Here is a 19679-nt window from a genome sequence, read left to right as displayed (position 1 = left end):
CGATCGCCTTTTGATGGCGTGGATATGGGGTTCTTTTTTACATCAACGGTTGAGCTGAGTATGATCTCTTAATGAAGAGGTGGTGTGCTCAATGCAGTTGAATTCGCTTTTTCTGCTACAGCCAGTTTATGTCGTTCTTGCACCTTGATCACAATAACCATAAAAATGATCCAGTAAATGGCTAGCGAGTTCAGGAAACGGCTGTCCGTTATATTGTTCAATACGATAAATAGGAAAAAAACCACTGCCGTCAGCCATGTATACATATCTGCTTTGCCAATTCTGAATTTAAATAAAGTTGTTATGGCGAGTGTAATTGTTGCCAGTAGTCCTGTAAGGCCCACATCGATCCACAGATCACGGAAACCGCTATGGCTGCTTGTCAGATCAAATCGGATGCCGTTCGCATAGATACTGGGTCGGGCTGCCCAGTAGGAGCCGTAACCATGTCCGAACCAGTAATGGCTCTGAATAGCACCACCAATCCCCTGCCAGATTTCCGTTCTTCCAGTTAAGGTCGTTGTTTTTCCGAATTCCGACGCAATCGCATCTCCATAAGTAAAGGTGAGTACCAAACCCAAAAGAACGAGCAAGCAGGAACAGCTAATGAAGAAACCGCGCAACGCAATGCTTCGGATTCTCTTGAATAGCAGTATAAACAATATAAATATGAAGAGCGAAGATGTCAGTACCAAAGAGGTGGTAGATTGGCACTCGATGAGCAATAGGGCATTGAGTAAGATAAAGCCAACATGCAAAACTTTACGTTTACCCCTGAAAAAATAAATGACATGTGAAACAAAACTTAACAGAGAGAGAGTTCCAAGTGTATTTTTATGACCAGAGATGCCCTTCCATAGCCCAGTATGTTCTACTCCACCATGAATGGCAAAGGAGGGAACGAGCAAAACGGCGAGTAGATTGAGTATGCTCAAAATACTTAACGTAACGACTAAGAGGCGAATGCAGCCCTGAGTTGTATAATGGGTGACCAAATAGAGCCCAAAGGTAGAGAAGGCAAGGAATTTGAGAACCATCAGCAAGGAAGAGGTCTGTTCTTGTTCAGCCCATAAGCAGGAGGCAGCGATGTACAGCGTGAGTAGAGTCAGTAACGGATTGTCGGCTAAGGTTGCGATCAATGACTTGAGTGAAGGTAGTAGCATGGTATAGCTGAACAACAGGATAAGCACGGAAATCGTGATAACTCTGGGGGACAAACCCTGACAAGCATAAGGAATCGAAAAAGCCAGTAAACCAGCTACTGTAAGTACATGTTTCACGATTTCACCACCTGGATACATTATGTATCTATAATATACAAAACGTATCTTCTTGTACAATAATAATAAAATATTTATTTTCATTTTTCTCAAGCCTAGAGCAAGCCCTCTTGTGCATATACTCAGTCCATGCTAAGAAAATGAAGAATTCTTCGGCTTGGTCAAAAAAGGAACTTTTTACGTTTTTAAACATGGGGGTGTTCGGGTGGCGGATCATTTTACAGACCGTTTGAAGTTGAATTTGAGTGGTACGGGCAAAGAGTTAACGCCGCAGCAATTAAATGAAAATTTTAAAACCATTGAAAAAGAATTCATTGAACGAAGTGTAAACGTAAGCTGGTTTGGAGCTGCTGGTGATGGTATTCAGGATGACACGGCAGCTTTGCAGGAATTGATTAATAAGACCCCCGATTATTCCATTCTTCACATCCCCAGTGGACGATACAAAATAACCTCTACCTTACAGATTCGCAAGCAGGGTGTGCGCATTTTTGGCATTCATAAGGGCAGATACCGACAAGGCAAAGGTGTTACGTCGATTGAATATTATGGTACGGGTCCTTGTTTTCAAATTGGAGATGAAAGTCTACCATCGTTTAGCGGATATCAAAATGTGCAGTTTCATGACTTATCGATCCGGTACGAGGGGGCTGACATAGGCACATTAAATAATCCGTTTTCGCAGTCAGTGAAGCGTGGATATTATGGCAAAGGTACTTTGGGTATTCAGGATTGGAAGGGTGGCGGAGTTGTCCTGGATAACGTCCTAATTGAGCATTTTGAAACGGCTTTTTGGGGCTATGAAAGTGATGTGAATTTATTTAAATGCACGGAGATTAATTACAATAAAACAGGGATTCACTTGCAGAACAGAAGTTCACAGTTTACTAGCATAGCGCTTTTTACATTGGGGAACGATACGGCATTGGATCTGAATAGCTCCAATGGGGCCAGATTTTTGGCTAGCCAGCACATTAAGGATGGAAGCTCCAAAGATATTCCCATTCTAATTAATGATTTTATGAACGCTGAATTTATAGGTTGCTGGTTTGAGGGACTAAGCAGAGAGCATAAGATGACAGTGCCTTCTTTTATTCAAATTGGGGCTACCAAAGAAACAAAAAATGTGGCTTTGCGGGACTCCATTTTAGCGATAGCGGACAAATTCGATGACACCCAATCCGTATGTAACTATTTTGTGGATGTGGTCATTGGCAAAAAAGTTTTGGTGGACGAGGTGGGAGGGTATCCCCGTAATCTAAAGCAGCTTATTTCTTTCTCTGGTAGCTCTTCCACACAGCAGGTGACACTTCGCTCACATTTGGATTTTAGCTATAGCAATAATCGTTATGGCGAGAATAATGGGACAGGGCAGGCTTTGCTGCTTGTCGAGAAATACTCAAACAACGGGATTGAGCATTTGGACGAAACCTTTGTTAAAGCCTACCTGGGAGCAAGGCAAAATCTTCCCGCAGGTAGCTGGCAGAAGGTGAAGTTTAATCAAATCAACCATGATGAGCTGATCGAATTCGATGCGGTGAATAGCCGATGGCGAGCCAAGCGAGCTGGGAAATACAGAATACAAGTCTACATTTCGACCGATCCTCAAGTGGATGGCAATCGCACACGGCTGGCACTTCATCTGAATGATGAGCAGCTTACCGGAAGTTCCGCCTATGCGTATCTCGATGATAGGGTAATTGGCGGACTGAACTATAGTGCATTGAGTGGAGCTATGGAACTTAGATTGGAAGCGAATTCTTTTATTGATATACGGGTGTTCAGTCAAAATACGATGGATATTCTACCCGGTGGAGGAATCACATATCTCACTATAAGCCGAATTTAAACAATTATTTCACAGACGATAGATGTTCTGTCATTTATATATTGGAATATGCGCACCATGCTGACTCAGCTTGGTGCTATTTGATGTTTTTATTCATATGGAATATTTTTCTTTCATTCTGACGACAATGGTTAGCAGCACGCGAATAGGCCGGAGGGGTAAGTAAATGGGCTCCGGTGCTTTACGCCAATATGTTGAGGAGGGAACCGATTGTGAAGAAAAAAGTGGTGGCGTTCATCCTGGCTTGTCTGGTAGCCTTGACTGCCGTCCCTGTCGGCGGTTGGGCCGAAGAAAGCAGACCTGAAAGCAAAACCAAAGAGGGATCAGCGGCTGAGCTGGCTCCCGAGGCTCTCTCGGCGATCCTGATGGACGCAGATACGGGGACAGTCATCTATGAAAAAAACAGTCGTGAAAAGCTTCCTCCAGCGAGCATCACCAAGATTATGACGATGTTGCTGACAATGGAGGCTATTCAAGATGGCAAGCTCAAGCTGACCGATAAAGTTCGGGCCAGCGAATATGCGTCTTCAATGGGAGGCTCGCAAATTTTCTTGGAGCCCGGTGAAGAAATGACGGTCGATGAGATGCTGAAGGGAATTGCAATGGCTTCCGGCAACGACGCCTCTGTGGCGATGGCTGAGAAAATTGCAGGATCTGAACAGGCTTTTGTCGAGATGATGAATGCGAAGGTGCAGCAGCTCGGGCTCAAGGATACGCATTTTGCCAATTGCAACGGTTTACCCGTAGAGAATCACTATTCTTCTGCGCATGATATTGCGGTTATGAGCCGAGAGTTGTTGAAATACCCGCAAATTACGAAATATACGGGAGCCTATCAGGACTATTTGCGCAAATCCTCAGTCAAACCCTTTTGGCTGGTGAATACGAATAAGCTTGTCCGTTTCTATACTGGAGCAGACGGGCTGAAAACAGGCTATACGGCAGAAGCAAAGTTCTGTCTTTCCGCTACTGCGAAGCGTGATGGCTTGCGTGTCGTAGCTGTGGTGCTCGGGGAGCCAAATACGAAGATACGCAACAATGAAGTATCTTCCATGTTCGACTATGCATTTTCTCAATATACAATGAAATCCATATACAAGCCGGGTGAATTGCTGGGCAGCGTAAAAGTTGAAAAAGGCGTATTGCCAGAGCTGAAAATTCAGGCTGACCGTTCTTACAGTGTACTGGTGAAAAAAGGTGGCAACAAACAAACGTTGCGTCATGAATTGCAACTGGCCTCAAGCCTCAAAGCTCCTGTCCGGGCTGGTGACCCAATCGGTAAGCTGGTCGTCTATCAGGATGGACAACAGCTTAAGGAGTTTAATATCACTTCGCCTGTGGCTATCGAAAAGGCCGGATGGTGGAAATTGTTTAAACGTACCATGTCGAACCTATTTTCTTTGTAGATTTTACGGGGTTTTCTTCTAGTTTTGTCGGAGGGCAGGAATCGTCTGCGGCTACGTAGAAATCCTTGTCCAAGACCGGGAGGAGAGTGAGTAAGCATGAACCTGCAAATTGAAATGGAGCATCACCGGGGGGTACTGATTGTAAGGCTGTCTGGTGAGCTTGATCACCATACGTCGGACATGGTCCGTATGCAAATGGACGAGGCGATTCAGCGCCGGCAATGCGAGCATATTGTGCTCAGCCTGAAGAATCTTCAGTTTATGGATAGCTCCGGCCTTGGCGTTATCTTGGGACGGTACAAACTGATCAAGCAAAAGGGCGGAAAAATGGCAGTCTGTGATGTCAATCCGCCAGTACACCGACTGCTGGATATGTCAGGGCTGTTCAAAATCATGCCCATATATGACAACGAGGGAAATGCGCTCACGGAACTGGAGGTTGTGTCATGAGAGAAGGCACGGGAAACAATTTCATGAGCTTGCAGTTTGCTGCCAAATCGGAGAATGAAGCATTTGCTCGTGTGGCTGTCGCGGCCTTTATTTCCAGGCTTGATCCCACAATGGATGAGCTAAGCGATTTGAAAACCGTGGTGTCTGAAGCGGTGACAAACAGTATTATTCACGGTTATGACAGCGATCCGTCAGGTGTCGTAACGATCAAAGTCGGGATTGAAGCGGACGTGATCACGTTGGTTGTTGAGGACGCAGGGCGAGGAATTGAGGATATAGAACTAGCCAAGCAACCTCTATATACGTCCAAACCTGAATTGGAACGCTCCGGCATGGGCTTTACGATTATGGAAAATTTCATGGATGAGTTTGAAGCAGTCAGTGAGCCGGGCGGAGGCACGTCGGTCCGGATGAAGAAAAGGATTGAATCCAAGAAAGCTTTATATAATTAGGAGTTGATCCTATGGAAGCAGGAGGAAAAAAAACTTCGCACAGCTATTTGGAGGATGCGGAAGTCAAGCGGCTTATTGCACTGAGTCAATCTGGTGATAATGAGGCTCGTGAGACACTGGTCAATAGTAATATCCGGCTCGTCTGGTCTGTCGTGCAGCGCTTTATGAACCGGGGGTATGAACCTGACGATCTTTTTCAAATTGGTTGCATCGGCTTGTTAAAATCGGTGGATAAATTCGATCTCAGCTACGAAGTCAAATTTTCAACATATGCAGTACCGATGATTATCGGTGAGATTCAACGGTTTCTGCGTGATGACGGTACACTCAAGGTTAGCCGTTCCTTGAAGGAAACGGCCAATAAGGTCCGCAAAATGAAGGACGAGCTATCCAAACGACTCAACCGCCTGCCTACAGTCAAGGAAGTTGCTGATGAGCTGGGAGTGACACCGGAGGATGTTGTTTTTGCGCAGGAGGCCAATAAGCCGCCTACTTCAATTCACGAAACGGTGTTCGAAAATGACGGTGATCCGATTACACTTATGGATCAGATTGCTGACGAATCACAGGAAAGATGGTTCGACAAGCTGGCACTCAATGAGGCCATTGGCGGACTATCTGAGCGGGAGCGGTTGATTGTGTACCTGCGCTACTACCGGGATCAGACTCAATCAGAGGTTGCAAGTCGGCTTGGTATTTCTCAGGTGCAGGTATCACGGCTGGAAAAAAAGATTTTACAACTGATCCGCGATCAGATTGCCCAATAATAACAGTCAGGATCTTAGTGACATCCTTATGCTTACGTATTACTAAAGGGTATTCCAAAGCCATTTTAATGGCAAGGGGTACTCTTTTTTGCGTGGGATAAAAGACAATACACAGAATAGGTTTCCTTGCTTCGTTCCATACTAATCGATAATTACGAGGATAAGGAGGGGATCGGATGACTCATAGTCCGGCTCCTACAGTAGCTCCTATTGTCTACTTGCGGCTCCGCAGCCGTGTCCGCATGATACAAGGGCAGGATTTACATTTGGGTGATGTAGCCCAACTGCTGACTAATCCTGAATGGGAAAAGGATTTGCTTGAGCTTGTTCTCAAGCGGCCGCAGCACCAGGACGGTAATCTGATACTGATAGACATGCTGCAGATTATAGCAAAAATTAGAGATCACATTCCGGGGGTCGTAGTTGAATCTCTCGGGAAGCCGCATGTACTTGTGGAACTTGTGGAGAAACCCCGTAAGCCGTCCAAAATACTGTTTGTTTTGGTATGGGTGCTTCTGTTTTTTGGCTCTGCGCTGACAATTATGAATTTTCATGCCGACGTTAGCATGATGGAGGTACAGGTTCGGATTGTGGAGATGATTACGGGACATAAGGATGAGCATCCGTACCTGTTTCAAATTGCTTACTCGATCGGCATCGGCTTTGGCATGATCGTTTTTTTTAATCACTTGTTCAAGAAAAATTGGAACGAGGAGCCGACGCCGCTGGAGGTGGAAATGTATCTGTATCAGGAAAATGTGGATCAGTATGTTGTGGCAGAGGAATATGAAAAGATGGCCCTTCTGCAGACAAAGGATAAGAAACCATGATATTTGTACAGGCTGCACTTCAGATTATTTTAGGTATTGCTGGGGGCCTTGCGGTGGGTAGCGGTGTAATTGCTTTTTTTATTGTGCTGGATATCATGCCGCGATTAGCACAACTTACCCGTACGTATAAAAAATCACGTGCATACGAAAAGGCAATGATTGTAGGCTCAGTACTGGGAACTGTGGTCGATTTTTGGAACATTTGCTTGCCACTACCGGGCATATTTACATGGATACCTGGGTTATTTTGCGGAGTGTTTATTGGCTTGCTCGCCGCGGCTCTAACGGAGGTATTGAATCTCCTGCCTATACTCGCCAAGCGACTCCACATGACCGTGTATATGCTCGGTCTGTTGATGGCAATGGTGCTTGGCAAGGTGACGGGTTCCTTATTTGACTGGTTTGTATACAACCGTTAACAACGAAAGCGAAGGGGGCAAGGAATATGGATCACAGAGCGGATCAAGAGCATCAGGAGCAGCATCAAGAAGACGGGGGAATTGGAAAGGAAAACCATACCGGCGGAGAAGAGTTGAGTCCATGGCAGAAAAAGCAGGCGCAGGAATCAGCACGTTTTAAACACAAGAAAGAGAGTGAGCGGTCTGATAACGTAGAGGAGTCCGTTCGCTACTGGCAGGCCGAAGATGATATATCGCCGAGGATGAAGGATAATAAGAATACACTTGAAACAGTATTAGGTTTGGGGGAGACCTTTGATGTAGTATTCAGGGAAATGACACTGGGTGGGCGTCATACTGGATATCTGTTCCTAAATTCCTTTGCGAAGGATCAGATCATGCTTGAAGTGCTAAAGCGGCTCACCTATCTGACGCCGGATGATCTCTCTTCGGATGGACTACAAGCGTATTTTGAAAATTTTATTCCACATATTCAGGTGGAGAAGACGGATAAGATGTCTGTGGTCATTAACAAGGTGCTGACGGGACTGAGTGCCTTTTTCATGGAAGGCGAGCGTTTTTCCCTTATTCTGGATACTCGTAATTACCCGGTGCGTAATCCGGAGGAACCTTCTTTGGAGCGGGTTGTGCGCGGTGCTCGCGACGGGTTTACTGAAACAATGCTTACAAATGTAGGTCTGGTGCGCCGGCGTTTGCGGGACCCAGGGCTTAAATTTGAGGCTATGCAGGTCGGACGTCGAACCCGAACAGACGTATGTTTGGGTTACATTGACGATATTGTGGATAAGGTGATGGTGGATACTGTACGAGACAAAATTAAAAATGTTAATTTGGATGGTATTCCGCTGGCCGACAAGCAATTAGAGGAGACGATTATCAATAAAGGTTGGAATCCATATCCATTAGTACGATATTCGGAGCGACCAGATGTCGTGGCATCGCATATCATGGAAGGAAGGCTCGTTATTTTCGTCGATACCTCACCCAGCGTGATGATTTTGCCTACCACTTTTTTTGACTTGTGTCAGCATGCAGAAGAGAATCGGCAAACCGCTTTTATGGGAAGTTATTTGCGGTGGGTACGTTTTATAGGTATATTCGCCTCGATGTTTCTGCTTCCGATGTGGCTGCTAATGGTCATCAATCCAGAATTAAAACCGGCGTTTCTTGATTTTATTGGTCCTCAAAAGGAAGCACATCTTCCGCTGATTGCCCAGTTTATCATTGTAGAACTAGGGGTCGATCTAATGCGAATGGCGGCTGTGCATACTCCGACACCACTGGCTTCCGCTATGGGCTTGATCGCAGCGATTCTGGTCGGTGATATAGCGGTTAAGACGGGACTTTTCGTGAATGAGGTCGTGCTGTATATGGCTGTCGCTGCCATAGGAATGTTCGCAACACCGAGCTATGAGCTGGGGTTAGCGAATAGACTGATTCGACTATTCCTGCTGGTTGCTGTTGCAATTTTTCACGTACCGGGCTTTGTCGTGGGTACGACACTGATCATTTTGATGCTGACGCTGCATCGGTCATATAATTCTTCGTATTTGTGGCCGTTCATTCCTTTTAATGCCAAAGCGTTAGCTTCCATCTTGTTCCGTATGCCTGTACTAGATGCGCCTAACCGCCCGTCATCTAACAAAACGAGGGACAATACGCGTATGCCCCATACGGATGCCGACACAGATTCGAACTCAGGCAATGGGCAGGAGCATTAATATAAATGATCTGCATAAAAATCCATTGTTCTTGATGTTTTTTTTGCTATACTGGTGTAAACATTCGATGGAATATGACTAGCTTGTTCCAGAAAGAGAGGCGCCAGAACATGTATTTGCATGGAAGCAGTAAAATTAACAGCAATGGACATTTGGAGATCGGCGGTTGTGATACAACGCTTTTGAAAGAGCGTTTTGGCACGCCGCTATATATTGTTGACGAACAGTTAGTCCGCCGGCGCTGCCGGGAATTCATAGAAGCTTTTCGTGAAACCGGATTGAAGTTTCAAGTTGCTTATGCAAGCAAAGCGTTTTGTGTTATGGCGATGTGTGCTTTAGCTGCTGAAGAAGGAATGTCGCTTGACGTAGTTTCCAGTGGAGAATTGTTTACTGCGCTACAAGCAGGGTTCCCGGCAGAGCGAATCCATTTTCACGGCAATAACAAAACACCGGAAGAAATTGAAATGGCGTTAGATGCGCAAATTGGCTGCTTCGTCGTTGATAGCGAAATGGAGTTGCATTTGTTGCAGGCCCTTGCCTCCGAGAAAGAACAGCAGGTGAATATCTTACTGCGTGTTACACCAGGGGTTGAGGCGCATACGCATGAATATATGGCCACAGGTCAAGAAGATTCGAAATTTGGCTTTGACATTGGGAATGGTACAGCACGCCAAGCAGTGGAACAGGCTATCGAGCTGGACCATCTTAACCTGTTAGGGGTACATTCTCATATCGGTTCGCAAATTTTCGAAGTGAATGGCTTTCAAATGGCTGCTGAACGGGTTGCAGCTTTTTCCAGAGAAATTAAAGAACAGCTTCAGTTTTCTTTCAAAGTGATTAATCTGGGTGGGGGATTTGGCATTCGCTACACAGAGGAGGACACACCGCTGAAAGTATCCACCTATGTGCAGGCTATCGGCGAAGCGGTGAAAACCTATTTTTCAGGACTTTACGATGAACTTCCAGAAATTTGGATTGAGCCGGGACGCAGTATTGTAGGCGATTCAGGCACGACCTTATATACGGTAGGAAGCATCAAGGATATTCCGCAGGTACGTAAATATGTCTCGGTAGATGGCGGGATGACAGATAATCCACGTCCTGCACTGTATCAGGCCAAGTATGAAGCGATGCTGGCTAATCGAGCGCAGGATACGAACGAAGAGACGGTGTCCATTGCGGGCAAATGCTGCGAAAGCGGCGATATGCTTATTTGGGATGTAGAACTACCTCGTATAAATAGCGGCGACTTGCTCGCTGTTGCCTCAACCGGAGCCTACAATTACTCCATGGCGAGTAATTATAACCGAATACGTCGACCAGCAGTTGTATTTGTCAACAACGGTGAGGCCGAGTTGGTGGTGCGTCGGGAAACCTACGAGGATATCGTACGCAACGATGTTGTGCCACAGCGCTTGATTCGTGATCAAGCCAGTCCGGCGGTTCAGCCTAACGCCAAGATTACGGTTTCGTCCTGATTTTAGCATTGTAAGAACAAGCAGGCCATTGAGTCGGTAATAATACACCGGGGACAATGGCCCTTTTTTTTGGACAAGACTTTGCTAAGCGCGGCAATTCATAGTAAACTGAAACTTGATGTTATTTAGTTCTCAAAACAGGTTGAAAAGGAGATACAAACAATGAAAAAAGGTAGAATAGATCTTGAAAACGGCGGTATCGTCGAAATTGACTTTTTCCCAGAAGAAGCTCCAAACACCGTTGCTAACTTTGAAAAGCTGGCAAACAGCGGTTATTACAACGGTTTGAGCTTCCACCGTGTCATTCCGGGCTTTGTGGCTCAAGGTGGTTGTCCAATCGGTAACGGCACAGGCGGTCCTGGTTACACGATTGACTGTGAAACAGCTACGAATACAACAAAGCATGCCAAAGGCGTTCTGTCCATGGCTCATGCAGGTCGCAACACAGGTGGCAGCCAATTCTTTATCTGCTACGCTCCACAACCACATTTAGATGGAGTACATACTGTATTTGGTAAAGTAACCAAAGGTATGGAATTCATTGATGCTGTAAAACAAGGCGACAAAATGAAAGAGGTTAAAGTATTTGACGTGTAATTTTACCGTTAATTACATGATCTTTTTTAAATAGCGTTGCACCTAAGCCGTTCTGTCTTTGGACAGGGCGGCTTTTGTTGTCTTTTGTTTGACGGTTTATTGATTTTCGTAATCACGTAGGCATTACAGTGCGTAAGATCACATTCGAAAAGTAAGTGTTGTGATAGCCTTTTCATAAGAATGCATTTTCCATTTATTTTATATGAGTATTCAAACTCAGTAAGGATTGGAAAAGAAGGGGGCTTATCACATTGTCTATTTTAACGCGCACAAATCGACTCGGATTTTTTGAAATCCGGCTGGAATCCATTGGTGGACTCGGCGCTAATCTGGCTGGCAAAATGTTGGCCGAAACCGGGGTGCTTGGTCTGGGGCTGAATGCTTCAAATTTTTCGTCCTACGGTTCGGAAAAAAAGGGAACTCCGGTTAAAAGCTTCGTCCGCTTCTGTGAGCCGGAGGTCGATATTCGGGATCACAGTCCGATTGAGCAACCGCATGTGGTAGGCATTTTCCATGAAACGTTATACAAAACGGTAAATGTAATCAGCGGACTGCCAGCGGATGGGATTGTAGTGGTTAATTCCACACGTCCAGCAGAAGAAATACGGGCTGATTTGGGACTGGTATCCGGTACATTAGCGGTGGTGGATGCGATGGGCATCGCACTGGAAGAGCGAACCAAACTAAATACGTCCATGCTCGGTGCCTTGTTCCGTGTCTGTGATTTCCTGGACCCGGAAGCGATGAGATCGGTTATTCGCAGTACCTTTGAAAAGAAAAATCCACTGTTAGTGGAACCTAATCTGCGTACGTTTAACCGTGGTTATGATGAAATGGAACTGCACGTATATCCAGTTACTGATGACGCAGAGGATCGGGTTTTTGAACGTCCGCAGCCATTGCTGGGATACGAAACCCAACTACTGGGGGGCGTTATTGCAACTCAGGGAAACAGCATGACGAGAGATGTTAGTGGTTCACGTCAGGGGTATGTGCCTGAATATGAAGCTGATAAATGTACCCATTGTGCCAAGTGTGATTCGATTTGCCCGGATTACTGTTTTGTATGGGAAGAGCAAGCAGACAAACGCGGAAGAATGATGCCATTTTTGCAAGGAATTGATTACCAGTATTGCAAAGGATGTCTGAAATGTGTAGATATTTGCCCGTCGGGGGCATTAAGTTCGCGTCGCGAACAATGGGGATGGGCGGAACAGAATCGAGTTGCCCACCAATTTCCGGCATATGAAGGAGGGCGTGCGTAATGGCAAAACTGGAGGAAGAACTCAAACAGACAGGCGCCGCGCAAGTGACAACGTTCGAATCCGGTAATGAAATGGCAGCTACGGCGGCTGCGCAGATTAATTATCATATGATGGGATATTTCCCGATTACTCCATCTACCGAGGTAGCGCAGTATCTGGATCAGATGAGAACGAGAGGTCAGCATAATATTAAGCTGGTTGCAGCAGACGGAGAACACGGATCGGCAGGGATTTGTTATGGAGCTGCCGCAGCGGGAGCGAGGGTTGTGAACGCCACTAGTTCGCAAGGTTTCCTGTACATGCTGGAGCAGTTACCTGTTCAGTCAGGTACCCGTTTTCCAATGGTTATGAATCTGGTGACACGAGCTGTTAGTGGTCCCCTGGATATTCGCGGGGATCATTCGGACCTGTACTATGGTTTGAATACAGGCTGGGTCATTTTGACGGCAAGTACACCACAGGCTGTGTATGATATGAATATCATGGCACTAAAAATCGCAGAGCATAGCGATGTTCGGCTGCCTGTAATGGTCGCATATGACGGTTTTTATACGTCCCATCAAAAACGTAAAGTGCAATATTTTGCCGATGCTGAGACCGTGCGCGGTTTTGTAGGTCCTAACCCGAACTTGAATTATCCGAATATTACGGATTTTGATCATCCTGTTACCGTGGGTGCGCATATGAACGGTGATGACCTGACGAATAATCATGTTCAGCTATCCGAAGCACTGAAGCTGTCAGAAGGAGTATATGAGCAGGTAGCAGCAGAATATGCCGCTTTATCCGGTCGGGAATACCCGATTTTGGATCTGTATCATATGGAGGATGCTGAGGTCGCGGTATTCCTGTTGAATTCGGCGGCTGAATCGGCCAAGGATGTGGCGGATCAACTCCGCGCGCGCGGGATTAAAGCTGGTGTGATACGTCCGAATATCATCCGACCGTTCCCAGCCGCACAACTGCGGAAAGCATTACGCGATGTCAAGGCGCTGCTGGTAGGTGAACGTGCAGATTCGTATGGGGCAGACGGCGGTAATTTAACGCATGAAATTAAAGCGGCCTTGCAGGAGGACCCGCTGAACCGGACACTCGTGTTGAGCCGTATCTTTGGCTTGGGCGGCAAGGATTTTTATGCGGAAGATGCAGAGGCATTCTTCCAGCTTGCGATTGAGGCGGCAGAGGCCGGACGAGCGGAGAAGCCCTTTGATTATTACGGAATTAATCCGGGTTCACCGGACAAGGTGATGCCGCAAGTTATGCAACCGCCACGTGGCAATGCATACCGTACGGGTCTGATTCAGGTTACGCCGGACGAGGCGACCGGGAAGCTCAAAGTCAAGGTACCACCCCTGCGGTCGTTGACGACCAAACCACGCCGTCTTACACCAGGTCACGGGGCTTGCCCAGGATGTGGGGCATTGTCTGCGCTGGAACTGTTTTTCAAAGGTATTGAAGGGGATATTGTCGTGCTGTTCCAGACAGGCTGCGTATATGTGACGACGACAGGGTATCCATATACATCACACAAACAACCGATGATCCACAATCTTTTTCAAAACGGGGCCGCTACACTTTCGGGAGCGCTGGAAGCTTATATGGAAATGAAGCGCCGTAATGAAATTGAGATGTCGGACGATCCGACCTTTATCATGATCAGTGGTGACGGTGGGATGGATATTGGTATGGGTTCTGCGATTGGTGCGGCTCTGCGTAATCATAAGCTGATCATGTTGGAATATGATAACGAAGGGTACATGAATACAGGTTCACAGCAATCGTACTCCACTCCGCTCGGTCACATGACCAGTACGTCGGGTGTAGGGAAAATGCAAAAAGGAAAGCAAGGGCATCACAAGGATACCGTGCAAATCATGGCTGCTTGTAACATTCCGTATGCTTTTACAGCAGCTGAAAGTCATCCGCAGGATATGCTGCGTAAAGCAGCCAAAGCTCAATGGTATGCGAACAACGTGGGTACGGCCTATGGTAAGATCCTGTGCGCCTGCCCGCTGAATTGGAAATCCGAAGACAGACTGGGCACCAGCATTGTGGGCGCCGCAGTCGAGTCCTGTTTCTTTCCTTTGTACGAAATAGAGCAAGGCAGTACGACGATTACGTATAATCCGGAAGACAAGGGAAAACGGATTCCAGCTGCAGAATGGTTGAAATTAATGGGTAAAACGAAGCATCTTCTCAAGGAAGAGGCTACGCTGGCTACCTTTGAGCAGGAGATTGAGCGTCGCTGGACTACCCTGAAAAAGAAACATGAAATTTCAGAGCTATAATTCTGTTTTTTGCATAATCATCGATTAGCATTGTTAGCCGCTGTTACTGTAGTGGTTCGATCAAGATTCTTTGCGCTTATTGCGCAAAGAATCTTTTTTGTCGTTTATGGGTTGAAGCATAAAAAAACAGGTAATGATTTCCGATATAGGAGTGGAGGCCTATAAGAGGCACGTTAAAAAGTTTTCTTCTGAATTTTAAGATGCAATGAGGTGCAGGTAATGATTAAGCTGAATACAGTTGAAATAATCGAAATTATAAAGAAGCAGATCCCTAAGGTTATGAACATCAAGCCAGTAGAACTAAAGTTTACGGACGATTTTGGACGGGCATCGCTAGCAGCGACAGAACACAAATTCACGCTGACGAACCAGCACTATTCTGCCAAGGTGATGGATTGCGTGTTAGAAACACAGGTACGCCCCATTTTAATGTGCGAAATTATTTATTTTCTGAAATGCGAGTTTATTGACGGACATGTTGATGTGCGACTGGATTATGAGGCATGTTCTGAGGAAGGGCGGGGACCTGTTGCTTCAGCCGTAATTACCTTTGATCATGCAACAGAGTTGGGAGTCGAGGAGCTGGCCGATCTGATTGACTTGGCGCTTCATATGAATGATAAAACCTGGTTTGAAGAACTCTCCAGCCAATATGTCAAAACCAAAGCAGGCGCTTCTATTAGATAACTTGCTTTTTTTAGAAGTCGGTGCTAATATACGTAACAAGTTTAATGTTAATTCAATTAAATAAGAGCAAGATCCTTCGGGGCGGGGCGAAATTCCCCACCGGCGGTGATGACATGTTTGTGGATCGTTTTTGTGAGAAACAGCATGGCTTAGTCCGTGACCCGGATGCTGAATGATCAGCAGAAGGTGGACCTGGTGCAAATCCGGGACCGACAGTATAGTCTGGATGGGAGAAGGATACGAAGCGCATGTGCATGACGTGACATGTGCCGATTTTTAGCATACCCAATTGTGCGTACGGCTTATTTCGTTGTAGGACAGCATCGGGCGATAGCTTGCTTAAGCTTTCTTTTTGATGGGTGTTCTGAGCGTATTTGGTTGTATCCTCAGTCATGCTTTCTATTGGCAAACCTATGATTTCATGTCGTCTTAAGATGCATATGAACTGCGCTTGTATACTACAAATGTGACTCTCATCACCCCCATGACGGATTGAATCCGAACTGGGGGTTTTTTGCGCTTATAGCTGATGAATTAGGGATAAACTGAAATGTAGTGGAAAGGAGTGAAGGCATGTTTACCGGATTAGTTGAGGAAGTGGGTCGCATTCAAACTATTTCCAAAAGCGGTGAAGCGATGGTGCTGGGGATTTCGGGTTCCGTGGTGTTGGGCGATTTGAAAATAGGAGACAGTGTCTCGGTTAATGGCGTTTGCCTGACGGCGATACGGATTGGTTCGAAAGACTTTAAGGTTGATGTGATGCCGGAAACCTTTCGCAGCACTAATCTGAAAGAGTTGAGATCCGGCAGCCGAGTCAATCTGGAGCGAGCGATGACGGCGAGTGGAAGGTTCGGAGGACACATCGTGCAAGGACATGTGGACGGGACGGGAACGATTCGAGGGGTGACATCAGACCAGAATGCAGTTGTGTTCGAAGTTGAGCCTAAAAATCAAACATTATTTAAATATATTCTACTCAAAGGGTCAATCACAATTGATGGTATCAGCCTCACAGTCGCACAGCGTACGGGAGATACCTTTGCCGTATCCATTATTCCCCACACTTTATCCGAAACGGCCTTACAAGCCAAACGTGAGGGGGATACCGTCAATATCGAATGTGATATTTTGGGCAAATATGTAGAACAGCTTTTAAATTACAGAGGTGCAGCGGAGGCGGAGAGAGTAGAAAAAGCTCCTCTCAGTTTGGACTATTTGGCGAAACACGGCTTTGCCTGATATTGAATGGTAAGCCTGTTTAGGAGCATTCGTGGCACAAGACATAAGGAGGAAAGTGTTATGGATAGAGGTAGCCAAACAAGTGCAATGGCAAACGTCATGGAGCATGGAGAGTTGGAACATGACGAAGAGATTCGTTTGGATTCCATCGAAGAAGCGTTGGAGGATTTAAAAAACGGTAAAGTCGTTATTGTAGTGGATGATGAACAGCGCGAAAATGAAGGCGATTTTATCGCTTTGGCTGAAAAAGCGTCGCCTGAGGTCATTAATTTCATGATTACAGAAGGTCGTGGGTTGGTCTGTGTGCCAATCACACGACAAAGAGCCGAAGCTTTGGAATTGCATCCTATGGTAGAGCAAAATACAGATTTCCACGGTACTGCCTTTACGGTATCGGTAGATCATATGGAGACAACAACGGGTATTTCAGCGGCCGAGCGCTCCTTGACTGTACGCGCCTTGGCAGACGAAGCAGTCACAGGAAGTGATTTCCGCAAGCCTGGTCACATGTTCCCGCTGATTGCTCGCGATGGTGGTGTCTTGCAGCGTGCTGGTCACACTGAAGCGGCTGTTGATCTGGCCCGACTCAGTGGCTTCAAGCCTGCTGGGGTCATTTGCGAAATTATAAAGGAAGATGGCTCAATGGCCCGCCTGCCTGATCTGGCAGTGGTCGCCAAGCGACATCAATTGAAACTGATCAGTATTCAGCATTTGGTGGACTACCGTCGTCGTTTGTCATTGTAAAAATACATCTCGGTTCCAAGTAAATCTGAAGTATTATCCGAAGTCCCTAAATAATTAAACTATGAGAGGTTGATTAAACATGGCACGTTTTCTAGAAGGTAATCTCGTATCGAACGGTTTAAAATATGGTATTGTGGTGGGTAGATTTAATGAGTTTATTACGAGCAAGCTGTTAAGCGGCGCAATTGACGCCCTTCAACGACATGGTGCGCAGGAAGATGAAATTGATGTAGCCTGGGTTCCGGGTGCATTTGAAATTTCACTGATTGCACAAAAAATGGCTGCAAGCGGCAAATATGATGCCGTAATTACGCTGGGTACGGTCATCCGTGGTTCTACTTCACATTATGATATCGTCTGCAATGAAGTGGCCAAGGGTGTGGCAGCAAGCAGCCTGAAAACGGGAGTGCCTGTTATTTTTGGGGTAGTGACGACAGAAAACATTGAACAGGCTATTGAACGAGCAGGTACGAAGGCTGGTAATAAAGGTTGGGATTCTGCATTGGCTGCGATTGAAATGGCCAATCTCGGCAAGCAATTTTAATTATAGGAATAGCTGAATAGAACGGTATAAACTGCAAGGTGAAAAGGGATTGGATTGTTAAGCAAGGCGATGACGTATATACTACAGAAAGAGGGATTGATAACGTAGAGCATAAGTGCTATAGGGAAAGGTATTGTTGAATGATGATTGGAGTAAGGCAGGGGGAAGCACATTGACAGTCGTAAACTACAAGCTGGAAACATTCGAGGGTCCGCTGGATCTACTGTTGCATCTGATTGATAAAGCCGAGATCGACATTCAGGATATCCCGATTAGCGATATTACTGATCAGTATATGGCTTTTTTGCACAGTATGCAGGAGCTGGAACTGGACATTACGAGCGAGTTTCTGGTGATGGCGGCGACGCTCTTATCTATTAAGAGTAAATTGTTGCTTCCCAAGCCACCTGTGATGGAATATGACGATTTGGATTTTTATGAGGAAGAGGATTATGATCCACGTGAGGAACTGGTCCGCAAGCTGGTGGAGTATCGTAAATATAAAGGGATTGCTCGCCATCTAAGTGAACGTGAGTGGGAGCGGAGTCTAATTTATGGCAAGGAGCCAGAAGATCTAAGCGCATTCCTGCCCACTGAACCCGCAAATCCGGTGCATGGGCTGCATGCAAGCGATTTGGTCGCGGCCTTTCAGCGTGCTTTGCGCAAAGCAGAACGACGTACGACGGTAACCCGTGTTCATCGAGACGAAATTTCAGTCAAGGACCGTATCCGGCAAGTTATCGGGGCGTTAGAGATGCTGGGGAACGGAGGACGGCTGCTGTTCTCCAAGCTGATGCATGAGGATATGTATCGGCATGAGGTGGTTGTGACCTTTTTGGCTATCCTTGAACTGATGAAAATGAAACAAATTTTCTGTTATCAGGAGAAGCTTTTCGATGATATTGTAATGGAGTGGAGAGGGGATTTACGGGTTAATGGATTATCTGAAGCTGAAATCAATTATTGAGGGACTGCTGTTTCTCGCAGGAGAGGAAGGGTTGTCCACCAAGCAGATCGCCGACATTGTAGAGCAGCAGCAAGAGCTGGTTGAACAGTGCTTGGAAGATATGAAGCAGGACATGGAGCAGGGGGGAAGGGGCTTGCAACTTGTCCGTATTGCCGGTCATTATCAGCTTGCAACTTTATCCGAACATGCACCTTACTTTGAAAAGCTCGCATACTCTCCGGCACGTGCCTCACTGTCTCAAGCTGCTTTGGAGACGCTGGCCATTGTTGCCTACCGCCAGCCCATTACAAGAGTTGAAATCGAAGAGATTCGGGGTGTCAAATCCGAGCGGGCCATACATACACTGGTCAACAAGGAGCTCATTGAAGAGAAAGGTCGAGCTGAAGCCATCGGACGGCCAATATTGTACGGAACGACGAAATCATTTTTGGATTATTTCGGTCTGGGCTCTTTGGCAGATCTACCGCAACCGGAGTTGTTCGAGGATTCGGACAATTTGGAGGAAGAGACTCAATTATTGTTCGAGCGTCTGGAGAGCAGCCAGCCTGCGGCCAACGATCTAGATCTTGAATCCCAATAAAGTTGCTCCGGATCTTGCGGCTCACTTATGTAAAGCTCAAACAGACAGCCAGTCCTCACGTAGTTGGGGGCTGGCTGTTGGTATTTTAAGATGCATGATTTTCCGGCGAACGGTCA

General features: G+C 46.3%; 19 protein-coding genes and 1 riboswitch. Of the genes, 18 read left to right on the top strand and 1 reads right to left on the bottom strand.

From position 1 onward, the window contains the following. Nucleotides 1-68: 68 nt before the first annotated feature. Nucleotides 69-1280, bottom strand: coding sequence for an O-antigen ligase family protein (locus NSS66_RS08810; RefSeq protein ID WP_069079983.1), 1212 nt, complete (start codon nt 1278-1280; stop codon nt 69-71). A gap of 205 nt (nt 1281-1485) precedes the next feature. Between NSS66_RS08810 and NSS66_RS08805 the strand changes: the two genes are divergently transcribed. From NSS66_RS08805 to scpB, 18 genes are all read left to right on the top strand, one after another. Beyond that, nucleotides 1486-3129 (top strand): glycosyl hydrolase family 28-related protein, encoded by a 1644-nt coding sequence (locus NSS66_RS08805; RefSeq protein ID WP_053325685.1) that lies wholly within the window; start codon nt 1486-1488, stop codon nt 3127-3129. 212 nt (nt 3130-3341) lie between these two features. Further along, complete coding sequence (locus NSS66_RS08800) at nt 3342-4535, top strand: D-alanyl-D-alanine carboxypeptidase family protein (RefSeq protein ID WP_053325684.1); 1194 nt, start codon at nt 3342-3344, stop codon at nt 4533-4535. Nucleotides 4536-4631: 96 nt separating this feature from the next. Continuing rightward, a complete protein-coding gene (spoIIAA, locus tag NSS66_RS08795) occupies nt 4632-4985 on the top strand; it encodes an anti-sigma F factor antagonist (RefSeq protein ID WP_013310782.1) in 354 nt (117 codons plus the stop codon). Continuing rightward, nucleotides 4982-5437, top strand: a complete 456-nt coding sequence (gene spoIIAB, locus NSS66_RS08790) for an anti-sigma F factor (RefSeq protein ID WP_023989214.1) — start codon at nt 4982-4984, stop codon at nt 5435-5437. The genes spoIIAA and spoIIAB overlap by 4 nt, the downstream gene beginning before the upstream one ends. An 11-nt stretch (nt 5438-5448) precedes the next feature. Then, nucleotides 5449-6204: an RNA polymerase sporulation sigma factor SigF gene (sigF, locus tag NSS66_RS08785; protein ID WP_023989213.1), complete on the top strand. Its 756-nt coding sequence runs from the start codon at nt 5449-5451 to the stop codon at nt 6202-6204. 176 nt (nt 6205-6380) lie between these two features. Continuing rightward, nucleotides 6381-7034 (top strand): stage V sporulation protein AA, encoded by a 654-nt coding sequence (locus NSS66_RS08780; RefSeq protein ID WP_053325683.1) that lies wholly within the window; start codon nt 6381-6383, stop codon nt 7032-7034. Beyond that, nucleotides 7031-7453 carry a stage V sporulation protein AB gene (locus NSS66_RS08775; protein WP_023989211.1) on the top strand — a complete coding sequence of 141 codons (423 nt, stop codon included), beginning with the start codon at nt 7031-7033 and terminating at the stop codon, nt 7451-7453. The genes NSS66_RS08780 and NSS66_RS08775 overlap by 4 nt, the downstream gene beginning before the upstream one ends. Nucleotides 7454-7479: 26 nt before the next feature. After that, nucleotides 7480-9174: a spore germination protein gene (locus NSS66_RS08770; RefSeq protein WP_028540616.1), complete on the top strand. Its 1695-nt coding sequence runs from the start codon at nt 7480-7482 to the stop codon at nt 9172-9174. A 110-nt stretch (nt 9175-9284) separates the two neighbouring features. Continuing rightward, a complete protein-coding gene (gene lysA / locus NSS66_RS08765; RefSeq protein WP_013310776.1) occupies nt 9285-10652 on the top strand; it encodes a diaminopimelate decarboxylase in 1368 nt (455 codons plus the stop codon). A 162-nt stretch (nt 10653-10814) separates the two neighbouring features. Further along, nucleotides 10815-11249, top strand: coding sequence for a peptidylprolyl isomerase (locus tag NSS66_RS08760; RefSeq protein WP_013310775.1), 435 nt, complete (start codon nt 10815-10817; stop codon nt 11247-11249). A gap of 251 nt (nt 11250-11500) precedes the next feature. Then, nucleotides 11501-12514 carry a 2-oxoacid:acceptor oxidoreductase family protein gene (locus tag NSS66_RS08755; RefSeq protein ID WP_023989209.1) on the top strand — a complete coding sequence of 338 codons (1014 nt, stop codon included), beginning with the start codon at nt 11501-11503 and terminating at the stop codon, nt 12512-12514. Beyond that, nucleotides 12514-14802 (top strand): thiamine pyrophosphate-dependent enzyme, encoded by a 2289-nt coding sequence (locus NSS66_RS08750; RefSeq protein ID WP_023989208.1) that lies wholly within the window; start codon nt 12514-12516, stop codon nt 14800-14802. Before NSS66_RS08755 ends, NSS66_RS08750 begins: the two co-directional genes overlap by 1 nt. 219 nt (nt 14803-15021) lie before the next feature. Continuing rightward, nucleotides 15022-15489 (top strand): IDEAL domain-containing protein, encoded by a 468-nt coding sequence (locus NSS66_RS08745; protein ID WP_013310772.1) that lies wholly within the window; start codon nt 15022-15024, stop codon nt 15487-15489. Between the two features lie 68 nt (nt 15490-15557). Continuing rightward, nucleotides 15558-15731: riboswitch (FMN riboswitch) on the top strand. A 331-nt stretch (nt 15732-16062) separates the two neighbouring features. After that, the gene (ribE, locus tag NSS66_RS08740) at nt 16063-16728 is read left to right on the top strand and encodes a riboflavin synthase (protein ID WP_316243905.1); all 666 of its coding nucleotides are present in this window, start codon (nt 16063-16065) and stop codon (nt 16726-16728) included. Nucleotides 16729-16788: 60 nt separating this feature from the next. After that, nucleotides 16789-17472: a 3,4-dihydroxy-2-butanone-4-phosphate synthase gene (gene ribB / locus NSS66_RS08735; RefSeq protein WP_081819194.1), complete on the top strand. Its 684-nt coding sequence runs from the start codon at nt 16789-16791 to the stop codon at nt 17470-17472. A gap of 79 nt (nt 17473-17551) precedes the next feature. Then, a complete protein-coding gene (gene ribH / locus NSS66_RS08730; protein ID WP_023989205.1) occupies nt 17552-18016 on the top strand; it encodes a 6,7-dimethyl-8-ribityllumazine synthase in 465 nt (154 codons plus the stop codon). 172 nt (nt 18017-18188) lie between these two features. After that, entirely contained in the window at nt 18189-18983 is a 795-nt protein-coding gene (locus NSS66_RS08725; protein ID WP_034095057.1) for a segregation and condensation protein A, read from the top strand. Continuing rightward, the gene (gene scpB, locus NSS66_RS08720) at nt 18952-19563 is read left to right on the top strand and encodes an SMC-Scp complex subunit ScpB (RefSeq protein WP_013310766.1); all 612 of its coding nucleotides are present in this window, start codon (nt 18952-18954) and stop codon (nt 19561-19563) included. The genes NSS66_RS08725 and scpB overlap by 32 nt, the downstream gene beginning before the upstream one ends. The last annotated feature ends 116 nt before the right edge of the window (nt 19564-19679 follow it).

Source organism: Paenibacillus sp. FSL R10-2748 (assembly GCF_038005565.1).
GTDB lineage: Bacteria > Bacillota > Bacilli > Paenibacillales > Paenibacillaceae > Paenibacillus > Paenibacillus polymyxa_B.
Note: the sequence above shows the minus strand (reverse complement) of the source record. Positions and strands in the feature narration are given on the sequence as shown.